This window comes from Pseudomonas grimontii (genome assembly GCF_007858185.1).
GTDB classification, from domain to species: domain Bacteria; phylum Pseudomonadota; class Gammaproteobacteria; order Pseudomonadales; family Pseudomonadaceae; genus Aquipseudomonas; species Aquipseudomonas grimontii.
The window spans coordinates 265,393-281,780 of record NZ_VFES01000001.1; the positions used below are offsets into that span (position 1 = coordinate 265,393).

General features: G+C 60.5%; 15 protein-coding genes and 1 other RNA gene. 12 read left to right on the top strand and 4 right to left on the bottom strand.

What is annotated here, in order from left to right:
• The first annotated feature begins 88 nt into the window (after positions 1-88).
• The 3 genes from FIV39_RS01330 to FIV39_RS01340 are packed head-to-tail and all read left to right on the top strand — an operon-like array spanning position 89 to position 3,642.
• Positions 89-1,489 (top strand): cytochrome c, encoded by a 1,401-nt coding sequence (locus tag FIV39_RS01330; protein WP_090409336.1) that lies wholly within the window; start codon positions 89-91, stop codon positions 1,487-1,489.
• A 3-nt stretch (positions 1,490-1,492) separates the two neighbouring features.
• Positions 1,493-2,011, top strand: coding sequence for a sugar dehydrogenase complex small subunit (locus FIV39_RS01335; RefSeq protein ID WP_090409332.1), 519 nt, complete (start codon positions 1,493-1,495; stop codon positions 2,009-2,011).
• Positions 2,008-3,642, top strand: a complete 1,635-nt coding sequence (locus tag FIV39_RS01340; protein WP_090409329.1) for a GMC family oxidoreductase — start codon at positions 2,008-2,010, stop codon at positions 3,640-3,642. Before FIV39_RS01335 ends, FIV39_RS01340 begins: the two co-directional genes overlap by 4 nt.
• Positions 3,643-3,715: 73 nt before the next feature.
• Here FIV39_RS01340 and FIV39_RS01345 read toward each other — a convergent pair whose 3' ends face one another.
• The 4 genes from FIV39_RS01345 to FIV39_RS01360 all read right to left on the bottom strand — a co-directional run bounded on the left by FIV39_RS01345 (position 3,716) and on the right by FIV39_RS01360 (position 7,162).
• Positions 3,716-4,297: a BON domain-containing protein gene (locus FIV39_RS01345; protein ID WP_027604770.1), complete on the bottom strand. Its 582-nt coding sequence runs from the start codon at positions 4,295-4,297 to the stop codon at positions 3,716-3,718.
• The gene (locus FIV39_RS01350) at positions 4,294-4,887 is read right to left on the bottom strand and encodes a phosphoheptose isomerase (protein ID WP_007904374.1); all 594 of its coding nucleotides are present in this window, start codon (positions 4,885-4,887) and stop codon (positions 4,294-4,296) included. The genes FIV39_RS01345 and FIV39_RS01350 overlap by 4 nt, the downstream gene beginning before the upstream one ends.
• A gap of 92 nt (positions 4,888-4,979) precedes the next feature.
• Positions 4,980-5,351: a YraN family protein gene (locus FIV39_RS01355; protein WP_090409326.1), complete on the bottom strand. Its 372-nt coding sequence runs from the start codon at positions 5,349-5,351 to the stop codon at positions 4,980-4,982.
• Positions 5,351-7,162, bottom strand: coding sequence for a penicillin-binding protein activator (locus tag FIV39_RS01360; protein WP_090409323.1), 1,812 nt, complete (start codon positions 7,160-7,162; stop codon positions 5,351-5,353). The genes FIV39_RS01355 and FIV39_RS01360 overlap by 1 nt, the downstream gene beginning before the upstream one ends.
• 209 nt (positions 7,163-7,371) lie before the next feature.
• On the opposite strand from FIV39_RS01360, the gene rsmI reads away from it, so the two are divergent.
• The 9 genes from rsmI to mraY all read left to right on the top strand — a co-directional run bounded on the left by rsmI (position 7,372) and on the right by mraY (position 16,388).
• Positions 7,372-8,244 (top strand): 16S rRNA (cytidine(1402)-2'-O)-methyltransferase, encoded by an 873-nt coding sequence (rsmI, locus tag FIV39_RS01365; protein WP_090409320.1) that lies wholly within the window; start codon positions 7,372-7,374, stop codon positions 8,242-8,244.
• 96 nt (positions 8,245-8,340) lie between these two features.
• An RNA gene (rnpB, locus tag FIV39_RS01370) (RNase P RNA component class A) lies at positions 8,341-8,694 on the top strand.
• A 354-nt stretch (positions 8,695-9,048) separates the two neighbouring features.
• Entirely contained in the window at positions 9,049-9,504 is a 456-nt protein-coding gene (gene mraZ / locus FIV39_RS01375; protein ID WP_003171868.1) for a division/cell wall cluster transcriptional repressor MraZ, read from the top strand.
• Positions 9,501-10,448: a 16S rRNA (cytosine(1402)-N(4))-methyltransferase RsmH gene (rsmH, locus tag FIV39_RS01380; RefSeq protein WP_004371992.1), complete on the top strand. Its 948-nt coding sequence runs from the start codon at positions 9,501-9,503 to the stop codon at positions 10,446-10,448. The genes mraZ and rsmH overlap by 4 nt, the downstream gene beginning before the upstream one ends.
• The gene (gene ftsL, locus FIV39_RS01385) at positions 10,445-10,738 is read left to right on the top strand and encodes a cell division protein FtsL (RefSeq protein ID WP_003216203.1); all 294 of its coding nucleotides are present in this window, start codon (positions 10,445-10,447) and stop codon (positions 10,736-10,738) included. The genes rsmH and ftsL overlap by 4 nt, the downstream gene beginning before the upstream one ends.
• Positions 10,738-12,480, top strand: a complete 1,743-nt coding sequence (locus FIV39_RS01390) for a peptidoglycan D,D-transpeptidase FtsI family protein (RefSeq protein ID WP_164673122.1) — start codon at positions 10,738-10,740, stop codon at positions 12,478-12,480. Before ftsL ends, FIV39_RS01390 begins: the two co-directional genes overlap by 1 nt.
• Complete coding sequence (locus FIV39_RS01395; protein WP_090409317.1) at positions 12,480-13,943, top strand: UDP-N-acetylmuramoyl-L-alanyl-D-glutamate--2,6-diaminopimelate ligase; 1,464 nt, start codon at positions 12,480-12,482, stop codon at positions 13,941-13,943. The genes FIV39_RS01390 and FIV39_RS01395 overlap by 1 nt, the downstream gene beginning before the upstream one ends.
• Positions 13,936-15,306, top strand: a complete 1,371-nt coding sequence (locus FIV39_RS01400; RefSeq protein WP_090409314.1) for a UDP-N-acetylmuramoyl-tripeptide--D-alanyl-D-alanine ligase — start codon at positions 13,936-13,938, stop codon at positions 15,304-15,306. The genes FIV39_RS01395 and FIV39_RS01400 overlap by 8 nt, the downstream gene beginning before the upstream one ends.
• A complete protein-coding gene (mraY, locus tag FIV39_RS01405; RefSeq protein WP_003171875.1) occupies positions 15,306-16,388 on the top strand; it encodes a phospho-N-acetylmuramoyl-pentapeptide-transferase in 1,083 nt (360 codons plus the stop codon). Before FIV39_RS01400 ends, mraY begins: the two co-directional genes overlap by 1 nt.

Below are 16,388 nucleotides of genomic sequence, written 5' to 3' on the forward strand. Positions count from 1 at the left end.
GACGTCCTATGACATCTCGAATTTTCGATGATTCACAGCAACGTGTGAGTCCACGAAAGTCATGAATACAGTGCTTAAGGTAAAAGTCATGCCGCGTAAAACGGGTAGGGGAACAAGCACTAGGTATGTGCTGGCGAGCGTGCTCACGCTTGTCGCGTGTATCGCCAGCAGTGCTCAGGGCCAGGCGCTGGATGACACTTCGTCACCCGGCAAGCGCCTGGCGATCGCAGCGGATTGCGTGGCGTGTCACACCGCGCCAGGCGGCCAGCCTTTTGCGGGCGGCTACCCGCTCAGCTCGCCGATGGGGGTGATTTATTCGACCAATATCACCCCGTCCAAATCTGCGGGTATCGGCGGCTATACCGCTGAGCAATTCGCTCGTGCGGTAAGGGACGGCGTCACGCCGAATGGCACGCACCTCTATCCAGCAATGCCTTACACCTCCTACGCGAAGATGACCGATGCCGATGTAGCGGACCTCTACCACTACTTCATGCACGAAGTGCAGCCCGTCGACGCCACGACACAGAAGACCGATCTGGACTTCCCGTTCAACATCCGCGCGTCGATGCTTGGTTGGAATGCGTTATTCCATAGCCAGAAGCGCTTCACCCCGGATCCCGGGAAATCCGCCGAAGTGAACCGTGGCGACTACCTGGTTAATGCCCTGGCCCACTGCGACACCTGCCACACCCCGCGCAATGTGCTGATGGCGGCCGATAACAGCAAGCCACTCGCCGGTGGCGCATTGGGCAGTTGGTACGCGCCCAACATCACTTCTGACAAAACCAGCGGCATCGGCGCCTGGTCCAGCGATGATCTGGTGGCTTACCTGCGTACCGGCCATGTGGAAGGCAAGGCGCAGGCCGCCGGGCCAATGGCAGAAGCGGTCGAGCACAGCCTGCAGCATCTGGACGATGTCGACCTCAAGGCCATCGCCGCTTACCTGCTGCAAACCCAGCCGATCAACACCGGTGAGACCAAAGCTCGGCATGAGTTCGGCCAAGCCTCCAGCGATGAGTTGACCCTGCGCGGTGGCAAACCCGAAGACAACCCTGGCTGGCATATTTTCAGCGGCACCTGCGCCAACTGTCACCAGGCCAATGGCCAGGGCACCCGTGAATACCCGTCGCTGTTCCACAACACCGCCACCAGCCGCAGCGACAACCTGATCGCCGCAATCGTCTATGGCGTGCACCGCGAGGTGGATGGCGTGGCTATCGACATGCCGGCGTTCGGCCCGGATGCGTTGTTTACCGATCGCCTCAATGACCAGCAGATTGCCGACGTGAGCAACTATGTGCTGTCCCGCTACGGCAATGATGCGCAGAAGGTGTCCGCCGCCGATGTGGCTCAGGTTCGCGCGGGTGGCCCCAAGGCGCCGTTGGCGGTGATGGCCAAGTTCGCGCCTCCGGCGATCATCCTTGCCTGCATCCTGATTGCCTTGGCGGTGATCCTAATTGTCCGTCGCCGACGTCTGGAGGTTTGAACCATGGACTCATCAATCAATGCACTCTCACGCCGCAGCTTGTTGCGCGGCTCGGTCACGTTGGGGTTGACCGCGCTGGTCAGCGGCCTGGTGCCCTGGCAGTCGGTTATGGCGGCCGCTCAGTCGGACGCCGACTTTGCGGCCCTGTCGCAGTTTCTGGTCAGTCGTCCGGTCAACGCGGTTCTGGCGGCTCGTTACTACGCGGCCCTGGATGAACGTGCGCCGAACTTTTCGACCCATGTGATCGCCCTCAAGCAGTTGATCTCCGAACGTGGCCTCAAGCATGTCGATGATTACCTGGCGCTGGCCGATGCCGATCCGTCGTTGAAGATAACGGCTACCAGCATCATTTCGGCCTGGTACCTGGGCATCGTCGGCGAGCCGGCCGACGCGGAACTCGTCAGCTACAGCGAAGCGCTGATGTACCGGCCCACTCACGGCACTCTCATCATCCCCACTTACGGTGGCGGCCCGGACTCATGGGGCCCCAAACCTAAAGCGCCACAGGACTTCAAACTATGAGCAAGGCTGATTTCGATGCCGACGTAGTCATCATCGGCTCCGGTGTCATGGGCGGGCTGATTGCCACCGGCTTGGCCAAGGCGAACAAGTCGGTGATCGTTCTTGAGGCCGGCCCTCGGGTCAATCGCCGCGATGTGGTGGAAACCTTTCGCAATGCGCCGGTCAAGCTGTCACTGGCCAACGCCAAACTGCAGGGCGCAGGTTCGCCATACCCGAGCCTGCCCCACGCGCCGTCGACCTATGGCGATTACCTGCAGCAGGTCGGCCCGGTCAAATACAACACCTCGTATTTGCGGGTGGTGGGTGGCACCACCTGGCACTTCGGCTCATCGTTATGGCGCATGTTGCCGAACGATTTTCGCCTGAAATCGTTGTATGGCCAGGGCCGCGACTGGCCGATCAGCTACGACGAGCTGGAACCGTTCTACGCCCGCGCCGAAACTGAGCTGGGCGTCTCCGGCGTCGATGGCCAGGACGAGAGCGGGCAGGGCGGTGAGGCTTACCCGCCGCGTTCGATCCCGTACCCGATGGAAGGCCTCAAGCCCAGCTATATGTTCACGCGCCTTTCGGAAATGCTCGGCAAGGGCGGCTATAACCCGATCCTGGAGCCCAACGGCCGCGCGACCCGTCCGTACGGCAAGCGACCGCCGTGCGCCGGCAATAACAACTGCAACCCGGTGTGCCCGATTGCCGCCAAGTACGACGGCTCGATGCACATCGACGAGGCCGAGCGTCATGGCACCAAGGTTCTGGAAAACTCGGTGGTGTATAAGATCGAGGCGGGGGAGGACGGCAAGATCACTGCTGTCTGGTACATGCGCCCCGACAAGTCGACCCACAAGCTGACGGCGCGTTATTTCGTGTTGGCCGCCTATGGCATCGAATCGCCGAAGCTGTTGCTGATGTCGACCTCCGACAAATACCCTAATGGCATTGCTAACTCGTCCGACCAGGTGGGCCGCAACCTGATGGACCACACTGGCATCAGCATGAACGTCATGACCAAGGAAGACATGTGGCCCGGAGAGGGCCCCACGCAACTACTGGTGTACCTGAACAGTCGCGACGGTGCGTTCCGCAAGGACTACCCCGGCTACAAGATCAAGGTCCGCAACACCGTGCCGACGTCGCAAATCACTTCCAACCTGATCGCCAAGGGCGTGCTGGGTTCCAAGCTGGATGAGCAGATTCGCCTGCAGTCCGCACGCTCACTCAACTGGGCGGTGGACTTCGAGACCTTGCCGCTGCCGGAAAACCGCGTCACCCCGAGCAAGACCAAGTTCGATGCCATAGGCCTGCCGGTGCCGGAGATCTATTACAGCGTTCCAGCCTATTGGCATGCCGGTAAAGAGAAGGCCCTGGAGGACTTCAAGCAGTTCGCCAAGCTGCTGGATGCGGATATCCTCAGTACGGACGTCGGTTTCCAGAACCGTCAGCACATCATGGGCACGACCATCATGGGTGATGACCCGAAGGACTCGGTGGTTGACCGGGATTGTCGCAGCCATGATCACGCGAACCTGTTTATTGCGGGCACCAGCGTGATGCCGTCGTCATCCTGCGTGAACCCGACGCTGACCGGTGCCGCCTTGAGCATTCGTATCGCCGACGTGCTGGTGAGTGAAGTCTGAGTCACCAGGCCGCTCGATAAAAAAGCCCCCTGACGCCAATGGCGCAGGGGGCTTTTTTTGTACGGGATTTACATCAGTCGATGTATTCGAACACTTTCACAATCTTCTGTACGCCCGAGACGCCCTGCACCAGGTTGGCTGCACGCGTGGCTTCGGCCTGGGTCAGCAGGCCCATCAGGTAGACGATACCGTTATCGGTGACGACTTTGATTCGCGAGCCGGGGATGGCGTTGTCGGTCAGCATCTGCGCCTTGATCTTGGTTGTCAGCAGGGCATCGTTGCTGATGGCCAACAGGGTGATCGGGTCCATGACCTGCAATTCGTTGTGGACCTTCTTGACCCGTTGTACGGCCGAGGCGGCTTGTTCGGCTTGGGCCTTGAGGTCGGCGCGCGGCGTTTGGCCGGCGAGCAGTACCACGCCGTTGAAGCTGGTCACGACAATGCGCGACGCGCCGTTGCCCAGGTCCGTGGCGGCTTTGGCGATGTTGACTTCGACCTTGGTTTCGATCAACGAGTCGTCGATCTTGCTACCGAAGGTACGGGTGCCCTTGTCATCCTGAATAGGGGTGTCACGTGTCGCAGTGATTGCCGTGCTGCAGCCACTGATGCCGAGGCACAGCGTAATGGCCAAAAGGCCGAGGCGGTTAACGGTCATTCTTCACTCCCAAACAGTTGGCTGTCGATCAGATCGCACAGGCAGTGGATCGCCAGCAGGTGGACTTCCTGAATACGTGCGGTGACATTGGCCGGGACGCGAATCTCCACATCTTCGGGCAGCAGCAGCGAGGCCATGCCGCCGCCGTCGCGTCCGGTCAATGCTACGACAATCATTTCGCGATCATGTGCGGCCTGGATCGCTTGAATAATATTCGCCGAGTTGCCGCTGGTGGAAATCGCCAAGAGCACATCGCCTGGTTGGCCCAGGGCGCGGATCTGCTTGGAGAAAATTTCGTTGTAGCTGTAGTCGTTGGCGATCGAGGTGATCGTTGACGAATCGGTGGTCAAGGCGATGGCCGGCAGGCTCGGGCGCTCACGCTCGAAGCGGTTGAGCAGCTCGGACGAAAAATGCTGGGCATCGCCGGCCGAACCGCCGTTGCCGCACGAAAGCATTTTGCCCTCGTTGAGCAAGGCATTGACCATGACCTGACTGGCTTGCTCGATGTGCGGTGCAAGTACGTCCATCGCCTGTTGCTTGGTGTCGATGCTGGCCTGGAAAAGCTGGCGAATTCGGGATTGCATGTCCATCTGTGTGACCTTAAGTAGCGCGGCTGTTTGGCACAGAAATGTGCAGCCCGCAAAGCAAAGAGCAAAAGTGTGTGATGAAGGTGTCCGGGGAATCAGCTGTCAAAGGCATTTTGCAGCCAGTTCAGATCAACTTGACCAGACGGTGTGCTTTCCATGGCAACCACATCGAAACGGCAGGGGGCGTCGGCCCAGCGATGCTCTTTTTGCAGGAAAAACTGCGCAGCGAGTATCAGCTTCTGACGCTTGCGCCCGTCGATACTGGCGAGCGCGCCACCCCATTGTGCGTGTTTTCTGTAGCGGACTTCGACGAATACTACTGTATCGCCGTCAAGCATGACCAGATCAAGCTCGCCGCGTTTACACAACCAGTTCTGCGCCAGAAGGCGCAGACCCTGTTGTTGCAAGTGTTTCAGTGCTTGAAGTTCGGCATCCTTGCCGCTTTGTGCAGTAGACCGCTCCTGCATCAGCGCGGGGTGTCCGGCAGGCGTTGGATCTCGCCACCGACGAACTTCGCCCATGGCATCTGACGATCGACGCGCTGGTTGGTGCTGATGCCCAGGTTGCCCGAGAGGCCGTCAACCCGTGTATCCGGCAGTGCCTTGAGCTGGCCAAGGCGCGGCGCCAGGCGGTAGGCGTCAACGCCCATCGCATACAGGCGGCCAAGGCTGCCGTTGGCTTGCGGCCACTGTGCTGCAACCTGGTTACGCAGCGGGTCGGTGGTGTTGAGCAGCCAAGGGGTTTCGCAGAACATCACGTTGGTCATGTCCAGGTACTGGTTCTTGTCACCGCTGGCGCTGAACACGTGGGACGTGGCGTACACCGGCACATCACCGGCGTACTGGAAGTTCAGGGTCGGCTTGATCTGTTGTGCCAGTTGCGGGGTGACGGCCAGGAAGATGAACTCGATGTCCTGGCGGCGCGACGGTTGTGCCGCTACGTCAGTACCGACGGTGCTTTGCAGGCTCTTGGCGCGACCTTCGCTTTTACGCAGTTGGAACAGGTCGGCGATTTGCTGTGCAAGGGCGACCGGCTGGTCGACATACTCGACACCGACAACCGTGCCACCGTTGGCCTCCCAATCCTGACGGAAAGCCCGGTAGACACGCTCGCCCCATTCGCCACGGGGCACCATGGCAGCGGCGCGATGCAGGCCGTCGGCACGGGCGCGGCGCGACACTTCGCGGGCTTCGTCTTCAGCGGCGAGGCCGAACTGGAACAGTTGCGGCGGGCTCTGGTCGGTCTCGCTGTAGTTCAGCGCGAGGGTAGTGATCGGCAATTGAGGGCGGGCGCTGAGTTGTTTGACCAGTGGCTTCTCCAGCGGGCCAACCACCAGTTGCACGCCGGCAGCCTGGGCCTTGGCATAGAAGTCGTCGATGGAAGTCAGGCGCGAACTGTCGTAGAACTCAATGACCGGTGGCTTCTGCCCGGCTTGTTCAGCCTGGTAGTGGGCGGCCATGAAACCTTCGCGCAGCGCCTTGCCGACGGAGGCCAGTGGGCCTTCCTGCGGCAGCAGCAGGGCGATCTTGTTCAAGGGCTGGCTGGCCAGTTCCTTGAGCTTGGTCAGCGGTGTTGGCAGTTGCACGGCGGCCGGGTGGCCCGGGTTCTGTGCGCGCCAGGTGTCGATAGCGGCCTGTTGTTGCTCGAGCGTACCGGCGCCCTTGACCGCCTGGGCCAGGGTGATCCAGCCGTCCAGGGTCGGGTTGCCGCTGGCTTGCAGTTGTTCTGCCGGCAGTGCGGCGATCAAGATCCAGATGGCTTCGTGATTGCTTTTAGCGGCATCGCCGCTGAGCAGTGGCGCCATGGCAACGCGCTCGCGAGCAGCGGCCAGGGTCTGGCCATCGGCTTCATAAGCGCGGGCGTGTACGGTACCGGTGCGGATCTGCTGTTCGGTCGGCAGCTCCTTCAGGCTTTGCAGGCTCGGATGGTTCAGCGCGGTCAACGCGGCCTTGGGCTGGTTGCGCGTCATGGCCAATTCGGCCGCCAGGGTGCTGGCAAAGACTTGTGCGGCTGGCTTTAGAACATCCAGGGACACTTGCGCAAGAATCTGCGACGAGCGGCCAGGGTTGTTCTGGTGGTAGGCCATGTCTGCCGCACTCAGGCGCAGCAATGCGGCCTTTTCCGGCGTCTTGGCGGTAGTGGCCTGTTCGAGCAGTTGCTCGATACTGGCATCCGGGGTCCGTGGAAGTTCGCCAAGGCTGGACGAGGGCGAGCTGGCGCAAGCCGCCAGTAAGGCAGCGAGGCAGAGGGCGGAGAGCAGCCGCAGGCAAGCGATCATGTAAGTGTTCCTGATACCGATCAAATTAGCGTGGAATTGTACCCAAGCACTGGCCCAGGCGCGATGTTACTGGCGTGAAACCTTTGATTTAGATCGTGCAAATGTTGCTGTTGGCAATTGATGGCAGAAAAGGCATCGGCCGTGATGGCATATTTTCAAGGCGCCTACGCGCTACAATATGGCTTTTGCCAACCATCGAGGTGTGCGCTTTGACTGCTCCAGGTCCTTTGAATTCCACTGCAGGCTCGCTTTTTGTCGTGGCGACGCCCATTGGCAACCTGGACGACATCAGTGCTCGGGCATTGAAAGTGTTGCGCGAGGTTAAATTGATCGCGGCCGAAGACACGCGGCACTCCCAACGGTTGATGCAGCATTTTGGTATCAGCACGCCATTGGCGGCCTGTCATGAGCACAACGAGCGCGAAGAAGGCAGTCGCTTTATTGTCCGCCTGCTGGCCGGTGACGATGTAGCGCTGATATCCGATGCGGGTACGCCGCTGATCTCCGATCCGGGCTACCACCTGGTTCGCCAGGCGCGGGCTGCTGGTATCAATGTAGTGCCTGTTCCGGGGGCGTGCGCGCTCATAGCAGCATTGTCGGCGGCGGGCCTGCCATCGGATCGCTTTATCTTCGAAGGTTTCCTGCCGGCCAAGGCGGTGGGGCGTCGCGCGCGGCTCCAGGCGGTAAAGGAAGAGCCGCGTACCCTGATCTTCTACGAAGCCCCGCACCGTATCCTTGAATGCCTGCAGGACATGGAGCTGGTGTTTGGTGGCGAGCGTCTTGCGTTGCTGGCGCGTGAACTGACCAAGACGTTCGAAACCCTCAAGGGCTTGCCGCTGGAAGACCTGCGGGCGTTTGTCGAAGGCGACAGCAATCAGCAGCGTGGAGAGTGCGTGGTGCTGGTGGCAGGTTGGACGGCGCCGGAGGCGGAAGACGCGGTCGGCAGCGAGGCCATGCGTATCCTCGACCTGCTGCTCAAGGAGATGCCCCTCAAGCGCGCTGCGGCGTTGGCGGCGGAAATTACCGGTGTGCGCAAGAATGTGCTGTATCAAGTCGCGCTGGATAAACAGAAAGCCGAATAGTTCCGGGGTTAAACCAGTATTCCGTCCGAACGTGATGGCAATGCTGCACTTTTAATACTTGTCCTGAGGCCGCCGTGCCGTTAACCTGCGCGGCGGAGAGTCGATTGGACAGTCGCTGCCTTCTATGAAAATTAGGGGGGGGAGGAAAGTCCGGGCTCCATAGGGCGAAGTGCCAGGTAATGCCTGGGAGGCGTGAGCCTACGGAAAGTGCCACAGAAAATAACCGCCTAAGCACTTCGGTGCCGGTAAGGGTGAAAAGGTGCGGTAAGAGCGCACCGCACGACTGGCAACAGTTCGTGGCTAGGTAAACCCCACTTGGAGCAAGACCAAATAGGGTCCCAAGGCGTGGCCCGCGCTGGGACCGGGTAGGTTGCTAAAGATGTCCAGTGATGGCCATCGTAGACGAATGACTGTTCAAGACAGAACCCGGCTTACAGATCGACTCTCCACCTTTTTTCTTCTGTCCGAATCTCGGGCAGAAAACCGGTAGTAACGCAAGAATCCCTCCCTGCCGAATCATTGGCAGATGCATCTTCGTAATACCAAAAAAATCTTACTCTTAATAAATTACTTTAACTTTGAGCTCTAGCTCTTTGAGCTATTTGTGCTTGTCGAGCCAAAAACACTGCCGAACTCTGGTTTCTCCTCCTTTTACGCTCCTAAATCTCCGATCTGTAAGGCTTTTCCTTGAATCCGCGCCTTGACGGTGTGGTGGGCGCATTCCTATAGTGTGCGCAAGTGGCGGAAAGTGGCACAAAGTGGGTTTTTTGAACGTAAAACGCTAAAATTTGGAGAAACGCATCTGTGTTTCGCGGAGCTAACGCTATCAGTCTCGATGCAAAAGGCCGTCTCGCCATGCCGAGCCGGTATCGTGACGAGCTGATTTCGCGAAGTTCCGGACAGTTGATCATCACCATTGATGCCGTTGACCCTTGTTTATGTGTTTACCCCCTCGATGAGTGGGAGTTGATTGAGACCAAGTTGCGTGCCCTGCCTTCATTGCGTGAAGAAAACCGCCGTCTGCAGCGTTTGCTGATTGGTAATGCCGTCGACCTCGAGCTCGATGGCAGTGGTCGTTTCCTGGTGCCACCGCGTTTGCGCGAGTACGCCAAGCTGGATAAGCGCGCAATGCTGGTCGGCCAACTGAACAAGTTCCAATTGTGGGACGAAGATGCCTGGGATGCTGTTTCTGCAGCTGACCTGGCTGCTATTCAACAACCGGGCGCCATGCCTGATGAACTGCGTGATTTGATCCTGTGACTATTGATAGCGGCTTTAACCACATCACCGTACTGCTTGACGAAGCCGTTGAGGCTCTCGCCGTACGCGCGGATGGCTGCTATTTGGACGGCACCTTTGGCAGGGGCGGGCATAGCCGGTTGATACTCAGCCAGCTCGGGTCCGACGGCAAGCTCCTCGGGTTCGACAAAGACCCCCAAGCGATTGCCACCGGGCAAGCGCTAGCGGCCGAAGACGGCCGCTTTGTCGTTGTGCAGCGCAGCTTTGCCGAGTTGGGTGCCGAAGTCGCCGAGCGCGGCATGGCGGGCAAGGTGGCCGGGGTTTTGCTCGACCTGGGCGTGTCATCGCCGCAGCTCGATGACCCGGAGCGCGGCTTCAGCTTCATGAATGACGGCCCCCTCGACATGCGCATGGACCCGACCCGTGGCGTCAGTGCCGCGCAGTTCATTGCCACCGCGCCGGTGGAAGAAATCGCCCGCGTGTTCAAGGAATACGGTGAAGAACGCTTCGCCGGCCGCATGGCCCGTGCCGTGGTCGAGCGCCGCGAAATCCAGCCGTTCGAACGCACTGCCGACCTGGCTGAAGTGCTGAAAGTCGCCAACCCTGCTTGGGAAAAAGGCAAGAACCCGGCGACCCGTGCGTTCCAGGGCTTGCGTATTCATGTCAACAACGAATTGGGTGACCTGGAGGCTGGCCTTGAGGCTGCCCTCGATGCGCTGGAAGTGGGCGGTCGCCTGGTGGTGATCAGCTTCCACTCCTTGGAAGACCGCATCGTCAAGCTGTTCATGCGCCGTCTGGTCAAGGGTGAGTCCGACAACCTGCCGCGCAACCTTCCGGTACGTTTCGAAGCCTTTGTGCCGAAAATCAAAATCCATGGCAAAGCGCAGTTCGCTTCCGAAGCCGAACTCAAGGCCAACCCTCGTTCCCGTAGCGCCGTCATGCGCGTCGCGGAGAAGTTGCGGTGAGCAAGCTTTTCGCCAAGCCCCTCCCGGGCGGCAGCTTCTTTATGTTGCTGCTGTTTGTCGGCGTGCTCGTGTCCGCAATTGCGGTGTCCTACAGTGCCCACTACAACCGCCAACTGCTCAATACCCTCTATGGGGAATTGAGCGTGCGTGACAAAGCGCAGGCGGAGTGGGGCCGGTTGATCCTCGAGCAAAGCACCTGGACGGCCCATAGCCGCATCGAAGTGCTGGCCACCGAACAGCTGAAAATGCACATCCCTGGCGCGGCCGAAGTTCGCATGGTGGCGCCATGATGAAGCTCGAAGGCGCACTCTACCCATGGCGCTTCCGCCTGATGCTCGGTTTGCTGGCATTGATGGTGGGGGCGATTGCCTGGCGGATCATCGACCTGCAAGTGGTCGACCGTGACTTCCTGATCGGCCAGGGGGATGCCCGTAGCCTGCGTCATATCCCGATTCCTGCGCACCGCGGCCTGATCACTGACCGTAACGGCGAGCCGTTGGCGGTGAGTACGCCGGTGACCACCCTATGGGCCAACGCCAAGGAATTGCAGGTTGCCAAGGACAAGTGGCCACAACTGGCTGCCGCCCTCGGCCAGGACCCAAAAGCCTTGGCTGAGCGCCTTGAAGCCCAGGCAAATAAAGAATTTATCTACCTCGTTCGCGGCCTTACTCCCGAGCAAGGCCAGCAGGTGCTCGACCTTAAAGTCCCCGGTGTCTACGGCATCGAGGAATTCCGTCGTTTCTACCCGGCCGGTGAAACCACTGCCCATATGGTCGGCTTTACCGACATCGATGATCACGGTCGTGAAGGCGTGGAACTCGCCTACGATGAATGGCTCGCCGGGGTTCCCGGCAAACGACAAGTCATCAAGGATCGGCGCGGCAGACTGATCAAGGATGTCCAGGTCACCAAAAACGCCAAGGCCGGTAAGCCCTTGGCGTTGTCGATTGACCTGCGCCTGCAATACCTGGCCAACCGCGAGCTGCGTAACGCGATCATCGAGAACGGCGCCAAGGCTGGCAGCCTGGTGATCATGGACGTGAAGACCGGCGAGATCCTCGCCATGGTCAACCAGCCGACCTACAACCCGAATAACCGTCGCAACCTGCAACCGGCGATGATGCGTAACCGCGCAATGATCGACGTGTTCGAGCCGGGTTCGACCATGAAAGCTATCTCCATGAGTGCCGCCCTGGAAACCGGACGCTGGAAGCCCAGCGACAAGGTCGAGGTGTATCCGGGTACTTTGCAGCTGGGCAAATACACCATCCGTGACGTGTCCCGTACTGAAGGCCCGGTGTTGGATTTGACAGGTATCCTGATCAACTCCAGTAACGTGGGCATGAGTAAGGTCGCCTTCGATATCGGCGGCGAAACCATCTACCATCTGGCGCAGAAGATCGGCCTGGGGCAACCCACCGGCCTGGACTTTCCGGGTGAGCGCGTCGGCAACCTGCCCAACTACCGCGACTGGAAAAAAGCCGAGACTGCCACGCTTTCCTACGGCTATGGCCTATCGGTGACCGCGATCCAACTGGCCCATGCCTTCTCCGTGCTGGCCAATAACGGCCGCATGGTGCCGCTCAGCCTGATCCACGTCGACGAGGCGCCGAAAGCTACCCAGGTGATCCCGGAAAACGTCGCCAAGACCATGCAAGGCATGCTGCAACAAGTGATCGAAGCTCCGCGTGGGGTATTCCGTGCCCAGGTGCCGGCGTATCACGTGGCTGGCAAGTCCGGTACCGCACGTAAAACGTCGGTCGGCACCAAGGGCTATGCCGAAAACTCCTACCGCTCGCTGTTCGCCGGCTTCGGCCCGATGAGCGACCCGCGCTACGCCATCGTCGTTGTGATTGATGAGCCGAGCAAAGCCGGTTACTTCGGTGGCCTGGTATCGGCGCCGGTGTTCAGCAAAGTGATGTCCGGCACCCTGCGCCTGATGAACATCACGCCGGATAACCTGCCGCCGACGCAACAAGCGAATGCCGGACCACCGGCCGCTGCAGTAAAAGCCAATGGAGGGCGCGGCTGATGTCTCTAAGCCTGAACAAGATTTTTGCCCACGCCGGCCGCGATCTGCTGATTCGCGAGTTGACCCTGGACAGCCGTAACGTGCGCGCTGGCGACCTGTTCCTGGCGGTGCCGGGCGGCAAGTACGATGGCCGTGCGCACATCGCCGATGCGTTGCAGCGCGGCGCGGCTGCCGTGGCTTATGAGGTGGAAGGCGCCACCGTGCTGCCGATCACCGACGTGCCGCTGATTCCGGTCAAGGGTTTGGCCAAGCAGCTGTCCGATATTGCCGGGCGCTTTTATGGCGACCCGAGCCGCCACCTCAACCTGGTGGGCGTGACGGGCACCAATGGCAAGACCAGCGTGACCCAATTGGTCGCCCAGGCCCTCGACCTGCTGGGCCAGCACTGCGGCATCGTCGGCACCCTGGGCACCGGTTTTTATGGCGCGCTGCAAAGCGGCCTGCACACCACGCCGAACCCTATCGCCGTGCAAGCGACCCTGGCCGACCTGAAGAAGGCCGGTGCCAAGGCGGTTGCCATGGAAGTATCGTCCCACGGCCTGGACCAGGGCCGCGTCACCGCCCTGGCCTTTGATGTAGCGGTGATGACCAACCTGTCCCGCGATCACCTGGATTATCACGGCACCATGGAGGCGTATGCCGCCGCCAAGGCCAAGCTGTTTGCCTGGAATGACCTCAAGTGCCGGGTGGTCAACCTGGACGACGCCTTTGGTCGCCAATTGGCTGCGCAAGACAGCGAAGCGCGCCTGATCACCTACAGCCTGGAAGACTCCAGCGCGTACTTGTATTGCCGTGAAGCCCAATTCAATGACGAAGGCGTGCGCGCTACGCTGGTGACGCCTCAGGGCGAGCACCACTTGCGCAGCACCCTGCTTGGGCGTTTCAACCTGAGCAACGTCCTCGCCGCCATCGGCGCGTTGCTCGGCCTGGATTACGCCCTCGACGAAATCCTCAAGGTACTGCCGAAGCTGGACGGCCCGGCCGGTCGCATGCAGCGCCTGGGCGGCGGTACTCAACCGCTGGTGGTGGTCGATTACGCCCATACCCCGGACGCCCTGGAAAAAGTCCTCGAAGCCCTGCGCCCTCACGCCAAGGGCAAATTGCTTTGCCTGTTCGGCTGCGGTGGTGATCGTGATCGCGGCAAGCGTCCGTTGATGGCCGAGATCGTCGAGCGCTTGGCCGATGGTGTGCTCGTGACCGACGACAACCCGCGCAGCGAAGACCCGAGCCGGATTTTCGAGGACATTCGCACCGGCTTCAAAGACGCGTCCAAGGCCACCTTCGTCGCCGGTCGCGGTGCGGCAATCGCCCAGTTGATCGCCAGTGCCAGCGCTGACGACGTGGTCGTGCTGGCCGGTAAGGGGCATGAGGATTACCAGGAAATCAATGGCGAGCGTCATGCGTTCTCCGATCTGGTCGAGGCCGATCACGCCTTGACCGCCTGGGAGGTTGCCCATGCTTAAGGCGATGACGTTCAGCGAACTGACCCAAGCCTTGTCGGCCCGCGTACTGTCGAGCGATTGCAGCTTCAGCGGCGTGAGCATCGACAGCCGGGCGATTAAACCGGGGCAACTGTTTGTCGCCCTGGCCGGCCCGCGTTTCGACGGTCACGACTACCTCAACGAAGTCGCCGCCAAAGGTGCCGTAGGTGCCTTGGTACAGCGCGAAGTAGCCGATTCCACCTTGCCGCAACTGCTGGTCGCCGATACCCGCCTGGCCCTCGGCCAACTGGGGGCGCTGAACCGCGCCGCTTTCGATAAGCCCGTTGCCGCCATCACCGGCTCCAGCGGCAAGACCACGGTCAAGGAACTGCTCGCCGGTGTCCTGCGTACGCGCGGCCCCGTGTTGGCGACCCGTGGCAACCTGAACAATGATTTCGGCGCTCCGCTGACCCTGCTCGAACTGGCCCCGGAACACACGGCGGCGGTGATCGAGCTGGGGGCTTCGCGTATCGGCGAAATCGCCTACACCGTGGCGCTGACCAAGCCCCACGTTGCGATTATCAACAACGCCGGTACTGCCCACGTTGGCGAATTCGGCGGCCCGGAAAAAATCGTCGAAGCCAAGGGCGAGATCCTTGAGGGCCTCGATGCATCGGGCACCGCAGTCTTGAACCTGGACGACAAGGCCTTTGAGACCTGGCGTGTACGCGCCGCCGGTCGCAAGGTCCTGACGTTTGCCGTGCTTAACGCAGCGGCTGATTTCCATGCATCCAACATCACCGTCGATGCCCGTGGCTGCCCGTCCTTCACCTTGCATACCCCGCAAGGTGACGAACACGTGCAACTGAATTTGTTGGGCAACCATAACGTCGCCAATGCTTTGGCCGCCGCCGCTGCCGCCCATGCCTTAGGCGTGTCGCTGTTCGGTATCGCTACAGGCCTGGGCGCGGTGCAACCGGTCAAGGGCCGTACCGTGGCGCAGTTGGCAACCAACGGCATGCGTGTGATTGATGACACCTACAACGCCAACCCATCTTCCGTTAATGCCGCTGTAGACCTGCTCAAGGGTTTTGACGGTCGCAAGGTGCTGGTACTGGGTGATATCGGCGAATTGGGCGACTGGGCTGAACAAGGCCACCGCGAAGTCGGCGCCTATGCCGCAGGCAAAGTCGACGCCCTCTATGCCGTTGGCGCGAACATGGCTCATGCGGTAAGCGCCTTCGGCCCCGGTGCGCGACATTTCGCAACCCAGGCCGAGCTGATCCAGGCGCTGGGCGTGGCAGAACAAGACAAACACACAACCATTTTGATCAAGGGATCGCGCAGCGCGGTGATGGAAAACGTCGTCGCGGCCTTGTGTGGCTCAAGTACGGAGAAACATTAATGCTGCTGCTGCTGGCTGAGTATCTGCAACAGTTCCACAAAGGCTTCGCGGTCTTTCAGTACCTGACCCTGCGCGGGATCCTGGGTGTGCTGACTGCGCTGTCTTTGTCGCTGTTTTTGGGGCCGTGGATGATCCGCACCCTGCAGAACCTGCAAATTGGTCAATCGGTTCGTAATGACGGCCCGCAGTCGCACCTGTCCAAGTCCGGCACCCCGACCATGGGCGGCGCGCTGATCCTGTCGTCCATCGGTATCAGCACCTTGCTGTGGGCCGACCTGCACAACCGCTACGTGTGGGTGGTGTTGCTGGTGACCCTGCTGTTCGGCGCCATCGGCTGGGTCGATGACTACCGCAAAGTGATCGAGAAAAACTCCAAGGGGCTGCCAAGCCGCTGGAAGTATTTCTGGCAGTCGGTGTTCGGCCTTGCCGCCGCGATCTTCCTGTACACCACTGCGCCAAGCGCGGTGGAAACCACCTTGATCATCCCGATGCTCAAGGACGCCAGTATTCCTCTGGGCATCGGCTTCGTGGTGCTGACTTACTTCGTGATCGTCGGCTCCAGCAACGCGGTGAACCTGACCGACGGCCTCGACGGCCTCGCGATCATGCCGACGGTGATGGTAGGCGGCGCGCTGGGCATCTTCTGCTACCTGTCGGGTAACGTGAAATTCGCTGAGTACCTGCTGATCCCCTACGTGCCGGGCGCGGGTGAGCTGATCGTGTTCTGCGGCGCATTGATCGGTGCTGGCCTGGGCTTCCTGTGGTTCAACACCTACCCCGCACAAGTCTTCATGGGTGACGTCGGCGCACTGGCGCTGGGCGCGGCCCTGGGCACCATCGCGGTGATCGTTCGCCAGGAAATCGTGTTGTTCATCATGGGCGGTGTGTTCGTGATGGAAACCCTGTCGGTGGTCATCCAGGTGGCGTCCTTCAAGTTGACCGGGCGCCGCGTGTTCCGCATGGCGCCGATTCACCACCACTTTGAACTCAAGGGCTGGCCTGAGCCGCGTGTGATTGTCCGTTTCTGGATCATCACCGTGATTCTGGTACTGGTCGGCCTTGCCACCCTGAAACTGAGGTAG